8 protein-coding genes and 3 pseudogenes are annotated in these 22,802 nt (G+C 72.2%); 9 read left to right on the top strand and 2 right to left on the bottom strand.

Going from position 1 to position 22,802, the window contains the following annotated elements; genetic code table 11:
* Nucleotides 1-431, bottom strand: a pseudogene (locus tag ASD48_RS24035) (crotonyl-CoA carboxylase/reductase); the annotation flags it as partial.
* 860 nt (nt 432-1,291) lie between these two features.
* Between ASD48_RS24035 and ASD48_RS24030 the strand changes: the two are divergent.
* Nucleotides 1,292-4,108: a LuxR family transcriptional regulator gene (locus tag ASD48_RS24030; RefSeq protein ID WP_079073955.1), complete on the top strand. Its 2,817-nt coding sequence runs from the start codon at nt 1,292-1,294 to the stop codon at nt 4,106-4,108.
* Between the two features lie 140 nt (nt 4,109-4,248).
* Here the strand turns inward: ASD48_RS24030 and ASD48_RS24025 are convergent, their stop codons facing one another.
* Nucleotides 4,249-4,686, bottom strand: coding sequence for an ester cyclase (locus ASD48_RS24025; protein ID WP_057603776.1), 438 nt, complete (start codon nt 4,684-4,686; stop codon nt 4,249-4,251).
* 301 nt (nt 4,687-4,987) lie between these two features.
* Here ASD48_RS24025 and ASD48_RS24020 point away from each other — a divergent pair, with 301 nt between their 5' ends.
* The 8 genes and pseudogenes from ASD48_RS24020 to ASD48_RS23980 all read left to right on the top strand — a co-directional run.
* Nucleotides 4,988-6,121: an acyl-CoA dehydrogenase family protein gene (locus ASD48_RS24020; protein WP_057603775.1), complete on the top strand. Its 1,134-nt coding sequence runs from the start codon at nt 4,988-4,990 to the stop codon at nt 6,119-6,121.
* On the top strand, nt 6,118-7,608 hold the full coding sequence (locus ASD48_RS24015) for an amino acid adenylation domain-containing protein (RefSeq protein ID WP_057603774.1): 1,491 nt from the start codon (nt 6,118-6,120) through the stop codon (nt 7,606-7,608). Before ASD48_RS24020 ends, ASD48_RS24015 begins: the two co-directional genes overlap by 4 nt.
* Nucleotides 7,609-7,659: 51 nt before the next feature.
* Nucleotides 7,660-7,935 (top strand): phosphopantetheine-binding protein, encoded by a 276-nt coding sequence (locus ASD48_RS24010; protein WP_242432714.1) that lies wholly within the window; start codon nt 7,660-7,662, stop codon nt 7,933-7,935.
* Nucleotides 7,936-8,005: 70 nt separating this feature from the next.
* The gene (locus ASD48_RS45480) at nt 8,006-16,699 is read left to right on the top strand and encodes a type I polyketide synthase (protein ID WP_057603773.1); all 8,694 of its coding nucleotides are present in this window, start codon (nt 8,006-8,008) and stop codon (nt 16,697-16,699) included.
* Complete coding sequence (locus tag ASD48_RS46200) at nt 16,696-17,280, top strand: polyketide synthase (protein ID WP_348983226.1); 585 nt, start codon at nt 16,696-16,698, stop codon at nt 17,278-17,280. Before ASD48_RS45480 ends, ASD48_RS46200 begins: the two co-directional genes overlap by 4 nt.
* A gap of 332 nt (nt 17,281-17,612) precedes the next feature.
* Nucleotides 17,613-18,947 (top strand): acyltransferase domain-containing protein (locus ASD48_RS23990; RefSeq protein ID WP_242432713.1); only part of this gene is annotated, 1,335 nt, incomplete at its 5' end.
* Nucleotides 18,922-19,324 (top strand): annotated as a pseudogene (locus ASD48_RS45470) (polyketide synthase dehydratase domain-containing protein); the annotation flags it as partial. The gene ASD48_RS23990 and the pseudogene ASD48_RS45470, both read left to right, overlap by 26 nt.
* 1 nt (nt 19,325) lies before the next feature.
* Nucleotides 19,326-22,802 (top strand): annotated as a pseudogene (locus ASD48_RS23980) (SDR family NAD(P)-dependent oxidoreductase); the annotation flags it as partial.

Raw genomic sequence — 22,802 nt, 5'->3', positions numbered from 1 at the left:
TGCGCCACGACCTCGTCGCCCGGCTTCCAGGCGTTGACGCCCGGACCGGTGCGCAGGACCACGCCCGCCAGGTCGGAACCGATGACGTGGTACGGCAGATCGTGGCGGGCGGCCATGGCGGACGTCGCGCCGTATCGCTTCAGGAAGTGAAAGGTGGGCAGCGGCTCGAAGATCGAGGTCCACACGGAGTTGTAGTTGACCGAGGAGGCCATCACGGCCACCAGAGCCTCACCCGGGCCCAGTTCGGGCACCGGTACCTCGTCGAGATGCAACGACTTACGGGGGTCCTTGTCGGCCGACGCCATCCCTTCGAAGAGACCGATTTCGTCCTTCCGGATGGTGACGGCGCGATAGGTGTCCGGTATTCGCAGGCCGGAGATGTCCTCGCTCGTCGTGCCGTCGGCAAGAATGGCGCTGATGATTTCTTCCACGCGTTTCCCCACAGTGGCCGAAGAGTTGCACTGATGAGTAGGACTCCCGCCTTCCCGGCGGACGCGTCGGCCCTCGGCGAGAGTACGGGTCTGCGTCACGCTAGTGAGCGCGAACGGAACCGGACAACCCCTACACGTGCGAGGGGAAATGACATAGGGGAAGCACTTCGGGGCAGGCGGCCTAGGGGTGTCTCGAGGAGTCGCACTGCGTCGTGGCTCGCCGACCGCCGGACCGGTCGTACCGCGACACGATTCCGCGACCCCGCAATACGGCGTGGGGCGCCGGACGATTGCCGTGCACCCGTGGTGACGGGAAGTCGAAGACGGGTGGTACGGGGTACACCGAGGGGGAGATAGGGGGTGACTAAGGGGGGTGCTCGACGTGATCCCCGGCGTTGGCCGGATATGGCCGACGCCGGAAGCACAACGGCCGGAAAAGATCGCCCTGGTACGTTGTCGCGCATCGGCCAGGCCGCACGCCGACGGAGCGCGGATCGAGGCTCAAGCGCAGGTAGGAAGGGCTGTGCACGGTCGCTTTCCGGCCGGCGGGGCGGTGGTCCCGCCCCCTGTGCAAGCTGGTGCCGTGTAAGCGGTGTGGCTGGAGAGGGGGCCTCGCGCATGGTCGTTCAAGACGCTACCCTGGGGCCGACAGCGAGTGTCAGGGTTGCGATACGGGGGCAATGATGCACTCTTGGCTCAATCAGTCTCTGTGGGGACATCGAGATACAGGCCTGGGGCACGTGGATTTCCCCCGCCCGAATAGCTGATGTCCCGTCAAAAAATGTCCGACGGGCAAGCGCGCCGACATGTTACCGCTCCTCTCATGATGTGGACTTTTGACCCGTCATGGAGACTGCGGGATGTTCACCTGCCTGATCGGTCGGCGACCTCAGCGCAGCCCTGCCCTTGAGCGCGTAAATTTATGTGAACTCACGGGGTGTCCAACAAGGATGATACTGGTCAATCGTGAAGCGGAACTTGGGCTACTGAAGTCCGGACTCGCGGAATGCGCAGCCGGGCGGGCCAAGATGATCGTCGTGGAAGGCGGCGTGGGCTGCGGCAAGAGCGAGTTGCTGGACACGTTCACGGAATATGCCACCGAACAGGGGGCGGCGGTCCTCAGAGGGATGGGCATACGCTCCGCATCCGATCAGCCCCTCGCCCTGCTACGCCAGTTACTGGGGCAGGTGCCGGGCTGGGTTCCCTCCGAACCCGGCGTCGGGGAGCAGGAGTTCGGCGAGGCCCTCCACCGGCTGGCGAGCCGGAGCCCCGTGGTCGTCTGTGTGGACGACGCGCAGTACGGCGACAGCCGGTCGCTTCACCACTTGTTGCAAGCGGCGGGCTTCACCCGGTCCGCCCGGATCCTCCTCGTGTTCGGGGACAGCCTGCACCTCCCGCGCCGGGACCCGGTGATCAAGACGGAGCTGCTGCGGCAGTCCAACTCACTGCGGATCCGGCTGGGTCCGCTGACCAAGCAGGGCACCGCCGCGCTGCTCGCCGCGCAGGGCGGCGACGCGCAGGACCGTCCCCTCGTGGACCGGCTGCACTTCATCACCGCCGGAAACCCGCTGCTCCTGCGGGCGCTGCTGGAGGAATGCCGTCCCGCCACCGCAGACTCCGGGATCGCGGACAAGATCGAGCCCATGGAGGGCGGACTCTACGGACAGGCGGTCCTCGCCAGCCTGTACCGCAGTGGTCCGGCCGCCCTGGAGCTGGGGCACGCGCTCGCCGTCCTGGACGAGCCGAGGGCCCACGCGATCCTGCCCAGGCTGGTCGACCAGCCCTCGGCGCTGATCGACCAGAACCTCCAGGCCCTCACCGCGGCCGGCATGATCGCGGGCACCGCGTTCCGGCACCAGGCCGCCGTCGCGACCGTCCTGGCCGACCTGGCGCCCGACCGCCGTACCGCCCTGCACTCCTGGGTGGCCGTGGCCCTGCACTCCGCCGGATATCCGGCGTCGGTGGTCGCGCGCCACCTGCTCAAAGCGCGCAGCGCCGCCCAGCCCTGGGAGCTCATCGCGCTGCGCAACGCCGCCGAGGAGGCACTCGCCGAGGACGATGCCGTCCTGGCCATCGACTGTCTCGAACTGGCTCATGAGGCCTGCCCTGACCCGGTCCAGCGGATCGAGATCAAGATGCGGCTGGCGCTGATCACCTGGCGCACCAACCCCGCGGCCGCGGAGTACCGCCATCTCCCTGAACTCCTCAGCGCCATGCGGCGGGGCGAGCTGTCGCCGACCAGTCTCGGCATGCTCGGCAAGCTGCTGTCCGCGCACGGCCGCATAGTGGAGGCGATGGAGGTCCTCCGGCTGAGCGAGGACGCGTCGTGCGACGTGCCCCGGCCCGTCCCCGGCATCCACCCCACCATCGCCTCGATGTGGGTGCGCTACGGGTTCCACGGCGTGGACTTCCCCGACAGCGGCCAGCGCGGCGGCGCGGCGCAGGGGCCGGCCTCCGACCCCGGCTCCCTGGTCAACGGTTCCGTCCCCGGCATACCGCTGCTGCGGAAGTCCGCGGAGGACGTGCTCATCGCCGCGCAGGACTGGAGCGGGTCCGCGGAGAGTTTCCTGGAGATGTGCTCCCTCACCGACTCGATGGTGGCCCCGGTGTGCAGCGCGCTCAAGGCGCTGCTCTACTCCGACCAGGTCGAGGCGGCGGCGCAGTGGTGCGCGAAGATCCTGGACGAGGCCACCCGCCGCAACATCCCGGGCTGGCAGGGGGTGTTGGCCGTCGTCCAGGGGATGATCGCGCTGCGGCAGGGCAAGTTGGAGGAGGCCGTCGCCAGCGCGTCCATGGCGCTGGAAGTGGTCCCCGAGCGCAACGGCAGCGTGCTGGTCTGTGGTACCTCCTCCATCCTGGCCCTGGCATACACCGAGATGGGGCGCTACGACGCCGCGGTACGCCTGCTCGACCAGCCGGTCTCCCAGGACTGGTTCGACAGCGTGTACTGGCTCGGCTACCTGCGGGCGCGGGGGCACTTCCATCTGGCGACGAACCGCTCGCATGCCGCTCTGTCGGACTTCCTGAGAATCGGGAACCTGGCGGGCAGCTGGGGGATCGACCACCCCATGCTGGTGTCGTGGCGCACCGACGCGGCCCAGGCGTGGCTCCAGCTCGGGGAGCCGTCCCAGGCCCAGCAGCTGCTCGACGCCGAAGTCAGCCAGGAGTTCCCCGGGTACGGCCGGCTTCGGGGGATCACCCTGAGGCTGCAGGCCGCGATCGCGCCGCTGACCGACCGCGTACAGCTGCTCGGTCGGGCCGTCGAGGAGTTCGACGCAGGCAATGACCGGCTGGAACTGGCCAAGGCGCTGGCCGACCTCAGTGAGGCGCATGAGGCGCTGGGCAACCAGACCCGCGCGGATCTGGTCAGGCGCAAGGGCCGGCATCTCGCCGCAGAATGCGGGGCGGATCCGCTGTACCGGCGCATGGCCGCCGGCGGACGGAACAGGATGGTCGCCGCGGATTCGGAATCCGGCTCGGTGCGAACCGAACCGAAACCCGGAGTGGATCTGACCGAAGCGGAGTACCGGGTGGCCTCGCTGGCGTCCTACGGTCACACCAATCGCGAGATATCCCAGCAACTGTATATAACCGTCAGTACCGTCGAGCAGCATCTCACGCGGATATACCAGAAACTCCGGATAACGCGACGCCAGGAGATACCGGTCGATCTGTGACGTGACTGAGGGAAGTGCGGATCGCGGCTGCGATGCCCGCGATCCACACCCCTTAGGGGTAACCCCTACCGAGACGCCCTCACCGACGGGGACGCCTTCACCGAGGACGCCTTCACAGGGACGCCTTCACAGGGACGCCTTCACAGGGACGCCTTCACGCCGAGTTGCGCGAGCATGGTGACATTGTCACTGATCGTCCAGTGCTCGACGATCCGGCCGTCCCGTACCCGGCTCATGTTGAGCATCGTCATCTCGAAGGGCCGGCCGGTCGGCGGGACCCCCATGAACTCGATGGAGTGCGTTCCCCGTGCGACGCACCGCGTGGCCACCAAGTCGCCGGTCTGCACGATGTCCTGCACGGTCGCGGTCATGTCCGGGAAGAACGCCTGGGTGAACTGCCACACGCCCAGCCACCCCTCGCGGTCGCGGGGGGTGCCCGGCGGGTGTTCGGCGTCGCCCGCCGTCCCGGGCAGATGAATGACGGCGTCCGGGGCGATGAGCTCCCGCAGGGTTTCCAGGTCGCCGGAATTGAACGCCTCGTAAAGGCCGGCGATTGTGTCCGAAGGCTGATGAGCCATCGCGAATCCGTCCCGTCTGAAGAAGAACCGAGAAGAGCTGACCGAGGCGACAGCAGCCGGGAAGTACGCAGAGCTTGCCGACAGGAAGGCCGAGAAGAGGTCGGCGGAGTATCGCCCCGTTCACCGCAACGTACTCGCGGCCCCACTCGATGGGCAACCCCACGGTAACGTGCGCGCCCCGGCCCCGGATAGGGGAAATAGGGGCCTCCGGTAGGGGATGACTCGTCCCGGTGGGCCGAGAGTAACGTGCCGATCGGAAACGGCAAGGCTTCTTCTCATCCGACGCGAGGTACGGCTTTCCGTGGATTTCGACCTCACCGAAAAACAGCGGCAACGCTATGACGACGTCTTGTCCGCAGTGCGGGAGCGGCTCGGCGAGCCCCCCTCGGGCGAGCCGTTCACCCCTGCCCGATGGCAGGACGCGGCACGGATCGGCCTGACCGGCCTGTGCCTGCCGACCGAGTTCGGAGGCGGCGGTCTCGGTGCGCTGGACACCGCGCTGTGCCTGGAGGCGTTCGGCCGGGGATGCCCCGACACCGGGCTGGTGTTCGCCGTTTCCGCCCATCTGCTGGCCTGTGCCGTCCCGATCCGCGACTTCGCCGACGTCTCGGTGCGCGGGGAGCTGCTGTCCGGGCTGGCGTCCGGAGAGCTCGTCGCCGCCAATGCCATGACGGAGGACGACGCGGGTTCCGACCTGAGCCGTCTCGCCGTCACCGCGGAGCGGAAGGACGACGGATACCTGCTGAACGGGGAGAAGTCGTTCGCCAGCAACGCCCCGGCCGCCGATGTGCTCGTCACCTACGGCACGAGCGACCCCGCAGCGGGATTCCTCGGGGTCACGGCCTTCGTGCTGCGCGCCGACCTGCCCGGTGTCCAAGTCGGTGAGCCCTTCCGCAAGATGGGGCTCAGCGGCTGCCCCGCCGGCCGGGTCGCCTTCCGCGACTGCCACGTCCCCACCTCCCACCGGCTCGGCACCGAGGGCCAGGGGAGCATCATCTTCCAGCACTCGATGGGCTGGGAACGCGCCATCCTGTTCGCCGGCTACCTCGGCCTGATGGAACGCCAGCTGGAGCAGTGCGTGCGACATGCCCGCGAACGGCGCCAGTTCGGCCACGGCATCGGCGAGTTCCAGGCCGTCTCGCACCGCGTCGTCGGCATGAAGCAGCGGCTGGAGGCCGCCCGGCTGCTGCTGTACCGCGCCTGCTGGCTCATGGACCAGGGGCGTGACCACAGCACGGCGGTCGCCCTGTCCAAGACGGCCGTCTCGGAGGGCGCGGTGGCCAACAGCCTCGACGCGATCCAGATCTTCGGGGGTTCCGGCTATCTGAGCCCCGCCGGGATCGAACAGCAGCTCCGCGACGCCGTACCCAGCACGATCTTCTCGGGGACCACGGACATTCAGCGCGAGATCGTCGCGAGGGAGATCGGCCTGTGAACCTCCACCAGCTCCTCGTCGACACCGCCGCGAAGGAACCCGACCGGCTGGCCGTGGCCGGAACCGCCGCCCGACTGACCTACGGGGAGCTCGACTCCACCGCCAACGCCCTCGCCCACCGGCTGCGCGCCCTGGGCGTCGGGCCCGGTGACCGGGTCGTGCTGTGGTCGGACAAGTCGCCGGCCGTCGTGGCCGCGATGCAGGCGGTGCTCCGCCTCGGCGCCGCCTACGTGCCCGCCGACGGCGCCCTGCCGATCGCCCGGGTCGCCGCCATGGCCGACGACTGCTCGGCCGCCGCGCTCCTGGCCCCGGCCGACCGTCTGGCGCCGGTCGCCGACGTGCTCGGCCCGCGGTGTCCGGCCGCCGACCTCGCCCAGCGGCCCGACCCGGCCGCCGAACCCCTCAACGCGCTGGTGGCGCCCGACGACCTGGCGTACATCCTCTACACCTCCGGATCGACCGGTGCTCCCAAAGGGGTGTGCATCAGCCACCGCAACGCGCGCGCCTTCGTCGACTGGGCGGTCGAGGAGCTCGCCCCCGGGCCGCAGGATCGCTTCTCCAACCATGCCCCGTTCACCTTCGACCTGTCCGTCCTGGACCTGTACGCCGCGTTCTCGGCCGGCGCGTCGGTGCACCTGATTCCCTCCGAACTCGCCTACGCACCGGAACAGTTGGTGGAGTTCCTGCACGACCGGCAGATCACGGTCTGGTACTCGGTGCCGTCCGCCCTCACGCTGATGATGCGTGACGGGGGACTGCTGGACCGCCCCGCCCCCCGAGCGCTGCGGACCGTGCTCTTCGCCGGGGAGCCCTTCCCCCTCCCGGGCGTCCGCGCGCTGGCGGGTTGGACCGACGCCCGGCTGCTCAACCTCTACGGGCCCACCGAGACCAACGTCTGTACCCGCCACGAGGTCCGCCCCACCGACCTCGACGGCGACCGGCCCCTGCCCATCGGCACCGCCGTCAGCGGCGACCGGGCCTGGGCCGAGGGCCCGGACGGGCGGCTCGCCGCACCCGGCGAGGAGGGCGAACTGCTCGTCGACGGGCCGACGGTGATGCTCGGCTACTGGGGCAGGGAACCGCACACCGGCCCCTACCGCACCGGCGACCTGGTCCGCCCGCTGCCCGACGGATCGTTCGCCTACCTCGGCCGCCGCGATCACATGGTCAAAGTGCGCGGCCACCGGGTCGAACTGGGCGAGGTCGAGTCCGTGCTCGCACTGCACCCGGACGTCGCGGAGGCGGCCGCCGTGGTCGTGGGCAGCGGCATGGACGGCCGGCTGGTGGCGTTCGTGGTGCCCGAGCCGGACCGCCGTCCCGGAGTGCTCTCGCTCGTACGGCACGCGGCGCAGCGGCTGCCGCGCTACATGGTCGCCGACGAGGTGCGCGTACTGCCCGGGCTGCCCCGCACCCGCAACGGGAAGGTCGACCGCCTGGCGCTGCGGGACACGGCCGAAGCCCCGGCCCCGGGCGCCGCCGCGCAGTGAGGACACCCCGCCCCTCGGGAGCCCAGCCAAGTCAGCGAGAAAGGTGACGCCATGTCCCAGCCCGTGTCCGAGGAAGAGACGTCGAAACGCATCACCGAGTTCATCCGCGAGCGGTTCCTCGACGGGGATCCGCAGGGCGAACTCGAACCCGGATCACCCCTGTTGGAGTGGGGCGTCCTCAACTCCCTGCGCGTGGCGCGGCTGATCGCGTTCATCCGCAGTGACCTCGGCGTCCCGGTGTCCGCGATGGAGATCAACCCGGACAACCTCCGCGACGTACGCAGCATCACCGCGATGGTGACCCGTCTGGCCCGCGCCGGCGCCTGACCCTCGCTCCGGCGGGCCTCCCGTCCGCCGAGCCGCCCCGCCCCACCGAGCCGAAAGGCGTGTCGAGCCCATGGTCGCCAGCCCGGACGTGACCTTCCCTCCCGCAGAGCCCATCGCCGTCGTCGGCGTGGGGTGCCGCCTCCCGGGCGGCGTACGTGACCTCGGCTCGCTCGGCAGGATGCTCAGGTCCGGCGGCACCGTCCTCGAAGAGGTCCCCGAGGACCGCTGGGGACGGGACCTGCACGACGCCGCCGAGCAGGACGCCCCCGGCACCATCACCCATCACGTCGGCGCCTTCCTGGAGGACGTCGACCGGTTCGACGCGCCCTACTTCGGCATCACACCCCGCGAGGCGGCCGCCATCGACCCCCAGCAGCGCCTGCTGATGGAGGTCGCCTCCGAGGCGATGGCCGACTCCGGCCGGGCGCGCCAAGACTGGCGCGGCACCCGCACCGGCGTCTACGTCGGTCTGCTCGCCAACGACTACCACCTGCTGCACGCCAAGTCGCTCGGCCCGCAGGGCGTCAGCCCGCACTACATCACCGGCATGGAGTTCAGCTTCGCCGCGGGCCGGCTGGCCTACACCTTCGACCTGCGCGGCCCCGCCGTCGCGGTCAACTCGGCATGCTCGTCGTCCCTGTACGCCGTCCACCAGGCGTGCCAGAGCCTGCGCGCCGGCGACATCGACACCGCCCTCGCCGGCGGCGTCAGCCTGCTGCTCAGCCCCGAGATCAGTGTCTTCATGAGCCGGATCGGCGCGTTTTCCCCGTCCGGGCGCTGCCGCCCCTTCGACGCGGAGGCCGACGGCATCGTCCGCGGCGAGGGCTGCGGCGTCGTGGTCCTCAAGCGGCTGGCGGACGCGCTCGCCGACGGCGACCGCGTCCACGCGGTCATCCGCGGTTCCGCCGTCAACAACGACGGCAGCAGCGTCGGCCTGACCGCCCCGAACGCCTCCGCCCAGGCCGCCGTGGTGCGGTCGGCGCTGGCCGCGGCCCGCGTGGGCACCGACGGCGTCGACTACGTCGAGGCGCACGGCACCGGCACACCCCTCGGGGACATGATCGAACTCGGCACCCTGTCCGAGGTGTACGGAGCGGGACGCGGCGATGCCCTCCCGCTGGTGGTCGGCTCGCACAAGGCGGTCTTCGGGCACACCGACGCCGCGGCCGGCATCACCGGCCTCATCAAGTCGATCTGGATTCTCGGCGCCGGACACGTGCCGGCCCAGCCCGGCATCGACGAGCTCACCCCGGCCGTCGACTGGGACGCGGGCGGCATCGCCGTCTCGCTCGCCGGCACAGACCTGACCGCCCCCGGCAGGGAGACGGCCTCCGGTCAAGAAGCCTCCGGTCAGGAGACGGCCTCCGCGCGCCCGCTGCGGGCCGGTGTCAGCGCCTTCGGGCTCAGCGGCACCAACGTCCACCTCATCGCCGAGGCCCCGCCGCGGCAGGAGGCACCGACCGACGCGCCGGCCGACGGCCCCACCGGGAGGCCGCACGTCCTGCTCGTCTCCGCGCCCCGACCGGAAGGCCTGGTCGAACAGGTCGCCCGGATGCGGGAGCAGCTCTCCCGCGACGACGTGCCGCTCACCGACCTCGTCGCGTCCGCGGCGACCCGGCGCACCCACGAGGACCACCGGTACGCAGCCGTCGGCACCGACCGCGAGACGCTGATCGAAGCCCTGGACGCGGTCACCGGCCCCGCGGACCTCGAAGACCTGCCCGACGGCGCGTACGCGGACCGGCTGGACCCCGCCGGCGAACCGGCCCCCGTCTTCGTCTACTCCGGACAGGGCAGCCAGTGGGCCGGCATGGCCGCCGACCTGTACGGCACCGACCCCGACGTCACCGACACCCTCGACGAGTGCGACGCGCTGATCCGCACCGAGGCGTCCTGGTCGCTTCTCGACGAACTGCGGCGCACCGACGACAGCGGACTCGACCGCACCGACCTCGCCCAGCCGGCCATCTTCGCCGTCCAGGTGGCGCTGACCCGCTGGCTCACCCGGCGCGGCATCACCCCGACGGCCGTCATCGGCCACAGCGTCGGCGAGATAGCCGCCGCCCACACCGCGGGCGTCCTCCCCCTGCCCGACGCCGTACGGCTGATCGTCCGGCGCGGACGGATCCTGCAGGACACCGCGGGAACCGGGCGCATGCTCGCGGTGCAGGGCGACCCCGGCACGGTCGCCGACCTCCTCGACGGCAGCGGCCTCCCGGCCGTGGTCGCCGCGATCAACGGCCCCGCCTCCGTCGTCGTCGCCGGGCCCGACGACGCCGTCACCGAGGCGCAGCGCCTGCTCGAAGGACACGGTCTGCGCTGCCGCCGCACCCGCGTCGACTACCCCTTCCACAGCCCTCTCGTCGCCGAGTGCGGCCCGCGCCTGCGCGACGCACTCGCCGGTCTCACCCCGGCGCGGCCCACCCTGCGCCTGCTCTCCAGCGTCGACCCCGACACCGACGTCGGCCCGCTCGACGCCGCCTACTGGGCCCGCAACATCACCGAACCCGTACGGCTGTGGCCCGCCGTCGACCGTCTGCTCGCCGAGGACGAGGCCCACACCCTCCTGGAGATCGGCCCTCACCCGGTCCTGCTGCAGCCGCTCGCCGACGCCGCACGCCGGCGCGGCCTGCACCGTCCCGTGCTGAGCACCCTGCGCCGCGACGAACCGGGCGCGGTGGCGCTCCACCGGACCCTGGCCCGCCTGCACGTCACCGGCACCGGCGTGGACTGGACGACGGCCACCGGCAGGCCGCACCGCTTCCGGGACCTGCCGCTGCCTTCCTGGGGCGGCGACCGGTACTGGCTGCCCGGCGTGGAGCGCGGACACCACGAGCCGATGCGGGACCGGGACGCGCACCCGGCGGTCACGGAACCGCCCACCACCGCCCCGACCGGCGGCACGCCGGCCCGGACCACCACCGCCCCGACCCACGAGACGCCGGGCACCACCGCCCCGACCGGCGGGACGCCGGCCCCGGCCGCGGCGACCGCACCGGCCGACCTGCCCCCGCCCGCCACCGCCGCGCGCTCCTCCGCCCGGACGGTGCACCGGATCGACGCCGTCGTCCGTGAGGTGCTCGGGCTCGGCCCCGACCAGCCGCTGCCCCGCCGACGCGGCCTGTTCGAACAGGGGCTGGACTCGCTGACCGCGGTCACCCTCGGCAAGCGGCTCGAAGAGGCCTTCGCGGTACGGCTCCCGTCCACCGTCGTCTTCGAGCACCCGTCGATCCAGGCACTGGCCGCCCACCTCGCGGAAGCGACGGCGGCCGAGCCCGCACGGCACCCGTCACCCGAGGAGACACCCGCACCGGCGGCGGCGAGCGCGGACGACGACGCCGTCGCGGTGATCGGCATGTCCTGCCGCCTGCCGGGAGCGTCCTCGCCCGAGGAGTTCTGGTCCCTGCTGACCGAGGGCCGGAACGCCGTGGCGGCCCCGCCGCCCGGGCGGCGGGACGACCCGATCTGGGACGAGGCCGGACCCGATGTCCCCACCGACGGCGGCTACCTGGCCGACGTCTCCGGGTTCGACGCCGCGTTCTTCCACATCTCCCCCCGCGAGGCGGCCTCGCTCGACCCGCAGCAGCGGCTCACGCTGGAGGTGGCCTGGGAGGCACTGGAGGACTCCGGCTACCCCGCGGCCGCCCTGCTGGAGCGTCAGGCAGGTGTGTACGTCGGCCTCAACACGGCCGACTACCACGAACTGCTCACCCGCGACATGGCCAACATCGACCTCTACTACGGCACCGGAAACACCTTCGCCGCCTCCGCCGGCCGACTGTCGTACTTCCTCGGGCTGCACGGGCCCAGCCTCGCCGTGGACACCGCCTGCTCGGCGTCCCTGACCGCGGTACACCTCGCCTGCCAGGGACTGCGGGCCGGTGACTGCGAGATCGCCCTCGTCGGCGGTGCCAACGTCATCGCCTCCCCGACGGTGTCCGTGGCCATGTCCGCGGGCGGCGCCCTCGCCCCCGACGGCCGTTGCAAGACCTTCGACGAGGCCGCCGACGGATACGGCCGCGGCGAGGGCGCCGTCATGCTCATCCTCAAACCGCTGGCCGCGGCGCGCCGCGACGGCGACCGGGTCTACGCCCTGCTGCGCGGCAGCGCCGTCAACCAGGACGGGGACAGCGGCGGGTTCACCGTGCCGAGCGCGTCCGCGCAGTCCGCCCTGATCCGGCAGGCGCTGGACCGGGCCGGCTGGGAGCCCCGCGAGGTCGACTACGTGGAGGCCCACGGCACCGGCACCCCCCTGGGCGACCCCATCGAGATACACGGCCTGGCCGACGCCCTCGGCCCGGGCCGCGACGCCGGCAACCCGCTGCTCGTCGGCTCGGCCAAGGCGAACATCGGACACCTGGAAGCCGCCGCCGGTATCACCGGACTGCTCAAGGTCGTCCTTTCCGTGCACCACGGTGAGATACCGCCGCACCTCGTCGACCGCCCCTCCAGCCGCATCGACTGGGACGCCCTGCCCGTGCGACTCACCACCGGCCGTTCCCCCTGGCCCGACCGGGACCGCCCGCGCCGGGCCGGGGTCTCCTCCTTCGGCTTCAGCGGCAGCAACGCCCACGTCCTCGTCGAACAGGCGCCCCACACCGCCGACGTCCCGCCCGCCGCCGAACCCGCAGACCCGCCCCTCGCGCTGCTGCCCTGGGTGGTCTCCGCCCGTGGCGCGGCCGCCCTGCGGGGACAGGCCGCCAGGCTGGCCCGGTTCGTCGCCGCCCACCCCGGCCTCGACCCCGTGGACGCCACGTACTCATTGGCCACCACCCGGTCTCTGCTGGAGCACCGCGCCGTGGTCCTCGCCAGGCCCGGCGACCAGGACACCGTACGTACCGCCCTCACCGCGCTCGCCGACGGCGGCAGCGCCGACGACGTGATCAGCGCCGGCGCCTCGGGGGAGGGGCTCACCGCATTCCTGTTCAGCGGGCAGGGCAGCCAACGCGTCGGGATGGGACGGCAGTTGTACGACCGCTTCCCCGTGTTCGCCACTGCCCTCGACGAGGCCCTGGCCCAGCTGGACCGCGACGGGAACGGCGCGCTGCGCGACATCCTGTTCGCCGAGCCCGGCACGGACGCGGCCCGGCTGCTCGACCGGACCGAGTACACCCAGAGCGCGCTGTTCGCCGTGGAGAGCGCCCTGTTCCGGCTTCTGGCCAGTTGGGGCCTCGAACCCGACTACCTGATGGGCCACTCGATCGGCGAACTGGCCGCCGCCCACGCCGCCGGCGTGCTCTCGCTGAGCGACGCGGCCAGGCTGGTGACCGCCCGCGGCCGGCTGATGCAGGCCCTGCCCGAGGGCGGCGCCATGATCGCCGTCGCCGCACCGGAGGCCGAGGTCGCCGACGCCCTCGCCGCGTCCGGCCACCGCGACCGGCTCGACATCGCCGCCGTCAACGGACGCTCCTCCACCGTGCTCTCCGGCGACGAGGAAGCGGCGGCCGCTCTGGCCGCGGTACTCGCCGCGCGCGGCCACAAGACCAAGCGCCTGCGCGTCAGCCACGCCTTCCACTCGCCGCACATGGACGCCATGCTCGACGACTTCCGGGAGGTCGCCGAGAGCGTCACCTACCACGCGCCGCACCTGCCCGTGATCTCCAACGTCACCGGCCGGCTCGCCGAGCCCGGCGAGCTGTGCTCGGCGGACTACTGGGTACGGCACGTCCGGGCCGCGGTCCGCTTCGCCGACGGCGTTCGGGAACTCGACCGCCTCGGCGTGACCACCTTCCTGGAACTGGGCCCGGACGGGGTGCTCGCCGCCCTGAGCGAGGAATCCCTCGACGAACGGCCGGACGCGGTCGCCGTCCCGCTGCTGCGCAAGGACCGCCCCGAGGACGAGGCGATCATCACCGCCGTGGCCACCGCCTTCGTCCACGGCGTGAAGGTGAACTGGCAGGCCCTGCTGCCCCGCGGCCGACGCGTCCCGCTGCCCACCTACGCCTTCCAGCGGCGCCGCCACTGGCTCCGGCGCCCCGAAGCCCCCACGGCTGCCCGCCCCGGTCCCGACCGGCCCGAGGCCCGCTTCTGGGCGGCCGTCGACCAGGGCGACCGCACGGAACTCGCCCGCGCCCTCGGCCTGCCCGAGGACGGCCCGTCCGCGCTGGACGACCTGCTGCCGACCCTGTCCGCCTGGCGGCAGGGCAACCGGGAACGAACCGTCCTGGACTCGTGGCGCTACCGGGTCGTCTGGCGGCCCGCCCCCGACACGGAACCGGCGCCGGTCACCGGCACCTGGCTCGTTCTCACCTCCACCCACACCGCCGACCACCCGTGGACACAGCACGCCGGCGACGCCCTCGCCGAACGCGGCGCCCACGTCGTCCACCTCCCCGTCGACCCGGCGCGCGCCGACCGCACGGCACTCGCCGACCTGCTGACCAGGGCCACCGGCGACCGCCCGGAGCGGGGCGGTGTCCTCTCCCTGCTCGCCCTCGACGAGACCCCGCACCCCGAACACCCCGACCTCGCAGTCGGCGTCACCGCCACCCTCACCCTCGCGCAGGCCCTCGGCGACGCCGACATCGACCTGCCCCTGTGGTGCGTCACCCAAGGCGCCGTCACCGTCGGCGGAACCGATCTCGTCCGGCGCCCCGAACAGGCCCAGATCTGGGGCCTGGGCCGCGTCGTCGGCCTGGAACACCCCCACCGCTGGGGCGGCCTCGTCGATCTCCCCGAACAGCCCGACCCGCACGCCGTACGCCATCTGTGCGCCGCACTCGGCGCCCGCGGCCCCGAGGACCAACTGGCCGTACGCGCCACCGGCACCCTCGTACGACGCCTGGTGCGCGCCCCCCTCGCCGACACCCCCGCACCACGACCGTGGAAGCCCCGCGGCACCGTGCTCGTCGTCGGCGGCACCGGAGCCCTCGGCGGCCACCTCGCCCACTGGCTCGCCGACCACGGCGCCGAACGCCTCGTCCTCACCGGCCGCCGGGGATCCGACGCCCCCGGCGCCGCCGAACTGCGCGCCGAACTCGAGGCCAAGGGCGTTCTCGTCACCATCGCCGCCTGCGACGCCACGGACCGCGAGGCACTCGCCACCGTGATCGAGCGGCTGCGCGCCGACGGACCGCCCCTGCGCGCGGTCCTGCACACCGCCGTCGTCGCCGACGTCGGCCCGCTCACCGAGACGACCGTCGACCGCTACGCACAGGCCGTACGCGCCAAGGTCGTCGGCGGCCGCAACCTCGACGCCCTCCTCGACACCGACGAACTCGACGCGTTCGTGCTGTTCTCCTCCATCGCGGGCGTGTGGGGCAGCGGCGACGAAGGCCCCTACGCGGCCGCCAACGCCTACCTCGACGCGCTCGCCGAACGCCGTCGGGCCGGCGGCCTGCCCGCCACCTCCGTCGCCTGGGGCATCTGGGACGCCTTCAACGACCGCGCCGAGGACACCTCCATGCGCGAGCTGCTCACCCGGCGCTCGATCCGCCAGGGCCTGCCCCGTCTCGACCCGCGCCTCGCCTTCCAGGCCCTGCGGCAGGCACTCGACCACGACGAGACGAACGTCGTCGTCAGCGACGTCACCTGGGAACGCTTCGCCGCCCTGTTCACCATGGCCCGCCCGCGCCCCCTGCTCGACGAGATCCCCGAGGCGCGCCTCGTCACCACCGACGAGAATCCCGACCCCTCGGACACCGACACCGGCACGGACGACGGATCCGAGCTGATCCGTCGCCTCACCGGTCTCCCGGAGGCCGGTCAGGAACGCCTCCTCCTCGACGTGGTGTGCGCACAGGCGGCCTCCGTACTCGGCCACGGCAGCACCGAGGACCTCGACACCGAACGTCCCTTCCGCGACCTCGGTTTCGACTCCCTCACCGCCGTCGAACTGCGCCGCCGCCTCAACCAGGCAACCGGCCTGCGTCTGCCGCCCTCCCTCGTCTTCGACCACCCCAGCCCCGTGGCCCTCGCCCGCCACCTGCGGACCGAACTCACGGCCGGACAGCCGCACCAGGACGAGCGGCCCCCGTCGCCCACGGCCAAGGCAGCGCCGCCGGACCCGGAGGACGACCCCATCGCCATCGTCGGCATGGCCTGCCGCCTGCCCGGTGCCATCCGCTCCCCGGAAGACCTGTGGCAGACCGTCGCCGACGGCCGCGACATCGTCGCCGGTCTGCCCACCGACCGCGGCTGGGACCTCGAACGGCTCTACGACGCCGACATGGACGCCCCCGGCAGGAGCTACGTACGCCACGGCGCGTTCCTCGAGAACGCCGGCGACTTCGACGCCGACTTCTTCGGTATCGCACCGCGTGAAGCACTCGCCATGGACCCCCAGCAGCGGCTGCTCCTGGAGACCGCCTGGGAGGCCATGGAGCGCGCCGGAGTGACCCCGGCCTCCCTGCGCGGCACCCAGGTCGGCGTCTTCGTCGGCGCGGGCGCCGACGGATACGCCACCGCCGAGAACCGCGTTCCGGAAGAGGCCGAGGGCTTCGCCGTCACGGGCAGCGCCGGAAGCGTCATGTCCGGCCGGATCGCCTACACCTTCGGCCTCGAAGGGCCGGCGGTGACCGTCGACACGGCCTGCTCGTCGTCCCTGGTGGCCCTCCACCTCGCGAGCCAGGCCCTGCGCGCCGGCGAGTGCTCCATGACCCTCGCCGGCGGTGTCTCCCTGCTCGCCAGCCCCAAGGGCCTCGTCGAGTTCAGCCGCCTGCGTGCCCTGGCGCCCGACGGCCGGTCGAAGGCGTTCTCGGCGGCGGCCGACGGTACGGGCTGGGGTGAGGGTGTGGGGATGAGGACGGTGCGAGCAACGGCCTGACCGCGCCGAACGGTCCGTCCCAGCAGCGTGTCATCCGGGCCGCGTTGGCCAACGCCGGCCTGACGCCGAACGACGTCGACGCCGTCGAGGCCCATGGCACGGGTACGGCCCTGGGCGACCCGATCGAGGCCCAGGCGCTGCTCGCCACCTACGGCCAAGGGCGCCCCGAGGGGCGGCCGTTGCTGCTCGGCTCGATCAAGTCGAACGTCGCCCACCCCCAGGCCGCGGCCGGTGTCACCGGTGTCATCAAGATGGTGATGGCCCTGCGCAACGAGATGCTGCCGAAGACACTGCACGCCGAGGAGCCGTCGCCGCACGTCGACTGGTCCGCGGGCGACGTGGAGTTGCTGACCGAGGCCCGCGAGTGGCCGCAGGTCGAGCGCCCCTGGCGGGCCGGTGTGTCCTCGTTCGGGATGAGCGGGACGAACGCGCACGTGATCGTGGAGCAGGCGCCSGAGTCGTCCGTCGAGGCGGTGGGTGAGCGGGTTCCGGTCGGGGTGGTGCCGTGGGTGGTGTCGGCGCGGAGCGCTGAGGGACTGGCCGGCCAGGCGGAGCGGCTCGTCCGTCGAGGCGGTGGGTGAGCGGGTTCCGGTCGGGGTGGTGCCGTGGGTGGTGTCGGCGCGGAGCGCTGAGGGACTGGCCGGCCAGGCGGAGCGGCTGCTCGAACTCGTCGACAGGCGACCGGAGCTGGATCCGGTCGATGTCGGGTTCTCACTGGCGGTGTCGCGCTCGGTGCTGGAGCGGCGGGCGGTGGTGCTGGGCCGCGGCCGGGAGGACCTGACGGCGGGCCTGGAGGCGTTGGTCTCCGGTGAACCGAGTGCGGGTGTGGTGTCGGGTGTGGGTGATGTGCGGGGTCGGGTGGTGTTTGTTTTCCCTGGTCAGGGGTCGCAGTGGGTGGGTATGGCGGTGGAGNCCGAGTGCGGGTGTGGTGTCGGGTGTGGGTGATGTGCGGGGTCGGGTGGTGTTTGTTTTCCCTGGTCAGGGGTCGCAGTGGGTGGGTATGGCGGTGGAGTTGCTGGAGTCGTCGGTGGTGTTCGGGGAGGTGTTCGCCGAGTGTGACCGGGTGTTGGGGGCGTTGACGGGGTGGTCGGTGGTGGATGTGGTGCGGGGGGTGGTGGGTGCGCCGTCGCTGGAGCGGATCGAGGTGTTGCAGCCGGTGTTGTTCGCGGTGCAGGTGTCGTTGGCGCGGTTGTGGGGGTCGGTGGGGGTGGTGCCGGCTGCGGTGGTGGGTCATTCGCAGGGTGAGGTGGCGGCGGCGTATGTGGCGGGTGCTTTGTCGTTGGAGGATGCGGCGCGGGTGGTGGTGCGGCGTAGTGATCTGTTTGCGCGGGAGTTGGTGGGTCGGGGTGCGGTGGCGTCGGTGGCGTTGGGTGCGGTTGAGGTGGAGGAGCGGCTTGYGGGCTGGGGTGGGCGGTTGAGTGTGGCGGGGCGTAATGGTCCGGCTGCGGTGACGGTTGCGGGTGAGGTGGCGGCGTTGGAGGAGTTCGTGGCTTCGTGCCGGGGGGAGGGGGTGCGGGCGCGGGTGCTGGGTTCGACGGTGGCGTCGCATTCGGTGCAGGTGGATGCGTTGCGTGGGCGGATTGTGGAGTTGTTCGCGGATATTGTTCCGCGGGCTTCGCGGGTGCCGATGTATTCGACGGTGACGGGGCGGGTGATCGACACCGTTGGGCTGGATGCGGGGTATTGGTTCGACAATGCGCGCCGGCCGGTGGATTACGAGGGTGCGGTGCGGGCGCTGGTGGCTGATGGTTTTCGTTTCTTCGTGGAGTCGAGTGCGCATCCGGTGTTGACGGTGGGTACGCAGGCGACGTGTGAGGACGTGGGTGTCGAGGTGGTGGCGGTGGGGTCGCTGCGTCGGGGTGAGGGGGGTTTGGGCCGGTTCGTGGCGTCGGTGGCGGAGGCGTTCACGCGGGGTCTGGTGGTGGACTGGGCGGGGTTGCTGGTGGGTGGTCGGCGGGTGGAGTTGCCGACGTATGCCTTTCAGCGGCGGCGTTTTTGGCTGGAGGACGCTGGGGTGGCGGGTGGTGATGCGGGTGTGTGGGGGCTTGCGGCGGCTGAGCATCCGTTGCTGGGTGCGGCGGTGCATCTGGCCGACGGTGAGGGTGTGGTGCTGACGGGTCGGGTGTCGTTGCGGACGCATCCGTGGCTGGTGGATCACGCGGTGGCGGGGACGGTGCTGCTGCCGGGTACGGCGTTCGTGGAGCTGGCCGGGTACGGCGTTCGTGGAGCTGGTGATCCGGGCCGGTGACGAGGCCGGCTGCGGACGCCTCGACGAACTCACCCTCGAAGCACCGCTCGTCGTGCCCGAAGACCGTTCGGTCTCGATCCAGGTGCGGGTCGGTCCGGCCACGGACACCGGCAGCCGCCCCGTGACGGTCCACTCCCGTACGGCTGACGATCAAGACTGGGTCCACCATGCCGGAGGACAACTCACCCCGGACGACACGGCGGAGGCGTTCGACCTCGCGGTGTGGCCCCCGGCCGACGCCGAGCCGCTTCCGCTGGAGGGCTTCTACGAGGGCCTGACCGAGTCCGGCTACGGCTACGGGCCGGTGTTCCAGGGCCTGCGGGCGGCCTGGCGACGCGGCGAGGAACTCTTCGCCGAGGTGACACCGGTGGCCCGGGNTTCTACGAGGGCCTGACCGAGTCCGGCTACGGCTACGGGCCGGTGTTCCAGGGCCTGCGGGCGGCCTGGCGACGCGGCGAGGAACTCTTCGCCGAGGTCGCTCTGCCCGCGGAGGAGGCCGAGGCGGCGGCAGGGTTCGGAATCCATCCGGCGCTGCTGGACGCGGCCTTGCACGCGGGGCTCGTGGGACAGGAGCCGGACGGGCAGGTACGCCTGCCGTTCGTGTGGAGCGGGGTGACGCTGTTCGCCCAGGGCGCCTCCAGCGTGCGCGTGCGGCTGCTGCCCACGGGCGAGGACTCCGTCTCCGTACAGGTCGCCGACGTCGAAGGCACTCCGGTCGCGTCCGCCCCTCCAGCGTGCGCGTGCGGCTGCTGCCCACGGGCGAGGACTCCGTCTCCGTACAGGTCGCCGACGTCGAAGGCACTCCGGTCGCGTCCGCCGACGCCCTGGTCACCCGGCCGGTCGCCACCGACCGGCTTCGGCAGTCCGGGGACCCTGACCACGGAGTCCTGTTCGGCCTCGACTGGCTCCCCGCCGCCGAGACACAGGCCTCGGCCGACGCACACTGGGCGGTGCTGGGAGGCGAGGAACTCGCGGGCGCCGAGCCCTACCCCGAGTACGTGGTGCTGCCCTGCACCCCGGTGAGGTGCGGGGATCTCGCGGACGTGGTCCATGACGTCACCGGTGAGGTGCTCACCGCGATCCAGGACTGGCTGTCCGACCCGGCCGCCACGCGGTCCCGGCTCGTCGTCGTCACCCGCGGAGCCGTCGGGGTGGGCACCGACGACGTGTCGGATCTGTCCCATGCCGCGGCCTGGGGCCTGGTCAGGTCGGCGCAGACGGAGAACCCGGACCGGTTCGTCCTGGTCGACGTCGACGACGCGACCGACTGGGAACCGGTCCTGAGCTCCGTACTGGCCGTCGGCGAAACCCAGATGGCGGTACGTGGCGGCACCGTACTGACACCGCGCCTGACCGCCACCGAAGCCGTGCGCCCCGAAGCCGGCGAAGCCGCCTGGGACCCTGACGGCACCGTCCTCGTCACCGGCGGGACCGGCCTGCTCGGCCGGGTCCTCGCCCGCCATCTGGTCGCGGAACGAGGAGTACGTCACCTGCTGCTGACCAGCAGGCGGGGCGCCGGAGCGCCGGGGGCCGACGAACTGAGCGCCGAACTGTCGGCCGCGGGCGCGAACGTGACCATCGCCGCCTGCGACATGGCCGACCGCGACGCGGTCGACGCGCTCCTGACCGACATTCCGGAGGAGCACCCGCTGACGGCGGTCGTCCACTCGGCCGGCGTGCTGGACGACGGAACCGTCACCGGCCTGACCTCCGAGCGGCTGACGGCGGTACTGCGGCCGAAGGTGGACGCCGCGGTCACCCTGCACCAGGCGACCCAGGACCTGAACATCGATCTGCGGGCCTTCGTCCTGTTCTCGTCGGCCGCCGGTGTGTTCGGCAACCCCGGGCAGGGCAACTACGCGGCCGCCAACACCTTCCTGGACGCGCTCGCCCAGCACCGCAGGGCGCAGGGTCTGCCCGCCGTTTCCCTGGCCTGGGGGCTGTGGGACGAGGACAGCGGCATGAGCGAGCACCTGGTCGATGCCGACCGGGCACGATTCTCCCGCACAGGCGCCTCGGCCCTGTCGAACGAGCAGGGGCTGGCCCTGTTCGACTCCGCCGTCGCCGCGGGGGAGCGGGCACTTCTGGTGCCGATCCGCGTCGACCTGGCCACCCTCCGCGCCCAGGCCGGCTCGGGTGCGCTTCCGCCGTTGCTGCGCGGTCTCGTACGCCTCCCCGCCCGGCGCGCCGCGGCCGGCGGACCGGCCGGCGTACCGGCATCGGCGCTGTCCCAGCGCCTGGCCCCCCTGGGAGAACAGGAACAGGAACGTCTCCTGCTGGACCTCGTCCGCGATGTCGCCGTGGCCGTGCTGGGGCATGCGAAGACGGACGCCGTGGATCCACGGCGTGGCTTCCTGGAGCAGGGCTTCGACTCGCTGACCGCGGTCCAGCTGCGGAACCGGCTCAACACCGCCACGGGACTGCGACTGCCCTCGACCCTGGTCTTCGACCACCCGACCCCCCTCGCGCTCGCCCGCCATCTGCGGACCGAGGTGGTCGGCGGCAGGCGGACGGCGGGGGAGACCCGCGGGACGGCGGCCGCCGCGGCCGACGAACCGCTGGCGATCATCGGCATGGCCTGCCGGTTCCCCGGCGGTGTCGAGTCCCCCGAGGACCTGTGGCGCCTGGTCAGCGAGGGCCGCGACGCGGTCTCGGCGCTGCCCGGTGACCGCGGCTGGGACCTGGAGACGTTGTACGACCCGGACCCGGCCGTACCGGGCAAGAGCTACGTGCGCGAGGGTGCGTTCGTCTACGACGCCGGCGCGTTCGACGCGGAGCTGTTCGGGATCTCGCCGCGTGAGGCGCTGGCGATGGATCCGCAGCAGCGCCTGCTGCTGGAGGCGACCTGGGAGGTGTTCGAGCGGGCCGGTCTCCCGGCCGAGTCGCTGCGCGGCAGCCAGGTCGGCGTGTTCGCGGGCGCCATGGGCTCGGACTACCTGCCCGGCCCGGACCGGATGCCGCCAGGCGTCGAGGGTTACGCCATGACCGGCAGCACCGGCAGTGTCGTCTCCGGCCGGATCTCCTACGCGTTCGGTCTGGAGGGCCCCGCCGTCACGGTGGACACGGCGTGCTCGTCCTCCCTGGTGGCACTGCACCTGGCCGGTCAGGCCCTGCGCGGCGGCGAGTGCTCGCTCGCCCTCGCGGGCGGCGTGACCGTGATGGCAGGACCCCACGAACTCACCGAGTTCAGCCGACAGCGCGCCCTCGCACGCGACGGACGGTGCAAGGCGTTCTCCGCCGCGGCGGACGGCTTCGGCTTCGCGGAGGGCGTCGGCCTGGTGCTGCTGGAGCGCCTGTCGGACGCCCGGCGCAACGGCCACGAGATCCTCGCCGTCGTACGCGGCAGCGCCGTGAACCAGGACGGCGCCAGCAGCGGCCTGACGGCGCCGAACGGTCCGTCCCAGCAGCGCGTGATCCGGGCCGCGCTGGCGAACGCCCGCCTGTCGGCCGACGACGTCGACGCGGTCGAGGCCCACGGCACCGGTACGACACTCGGAGACCCGATCGAGGCCCAGGCGCTGATCGCCACCTATGGCCAGGACCGGCCCGAGGACCGGCCGCTGTGGCTGGGCTCGGTGAAGTCCAACATCGCGCACACCCAGGCCGCGGCCGGAGCAGCGGGACTGATCAAGACCGTGATGGCGTTGCGGCACGGCGTGCTGCCCAAGACGCTGCACGTCGATGAGCCGTCGCCGCATGTGGACTGGTCGGCGGGTGCGGTGGAGCTGCTGACCGAGGCGCGCGAGTGGCCGCAGGTGGGGCGTGCGCGCCGCGCCGGTGTGTCGTCGTTCGGGATCAGTGGGACGAACGCGCACGTGATCATCGAGGAGGCGCCCGAGCCCACCGTCGAGACCA

This window comes from Streptomyces sp. Root1310 (assembly GCF_001426425.1).
Classification (GTDB): Bacteria; Actinomycetota; Actinomycetes; order Streptomycetales; family Streptomycetaceae; genus Streptomyces.
This window is presented reverse-complemented; position numbering and strand designations above follow the sequence as displayed.

Excerpts from the sequence above, each read along its gene's own strand:
- ASD48_RS24030 (WP_079073955.1), top strand. The coding sequence starts at position 1,292 with ATGTTCACCTGCCTGATCGGTCGGCGACCTCAGCGCAGCCCTGCCCTT.
- ASD48_RS24025 (WP_057603776.1), bottom strand. The coding sequence starts at position 4,686 with ATGGCTCATCAGCCTTCGGACACAATCGCCGGCCTTTACGAGGCGTTC.
- ASD48_RS24010 (WP_242432714.1), top strand. The coding sequence starts at position 7,660 with ATGTCCCAGCCCGTGTCCGAGGAAGAGACGTCGAAACGCATCACCGAG.
- ASD48_RS45480 (WP_057603773.1), top strand. The coding sequence starts at position 8,006 with ATGGTCGCCAGCCCGGACGTGACCTTCCCTCCCGCAGAGCCCATCGCC.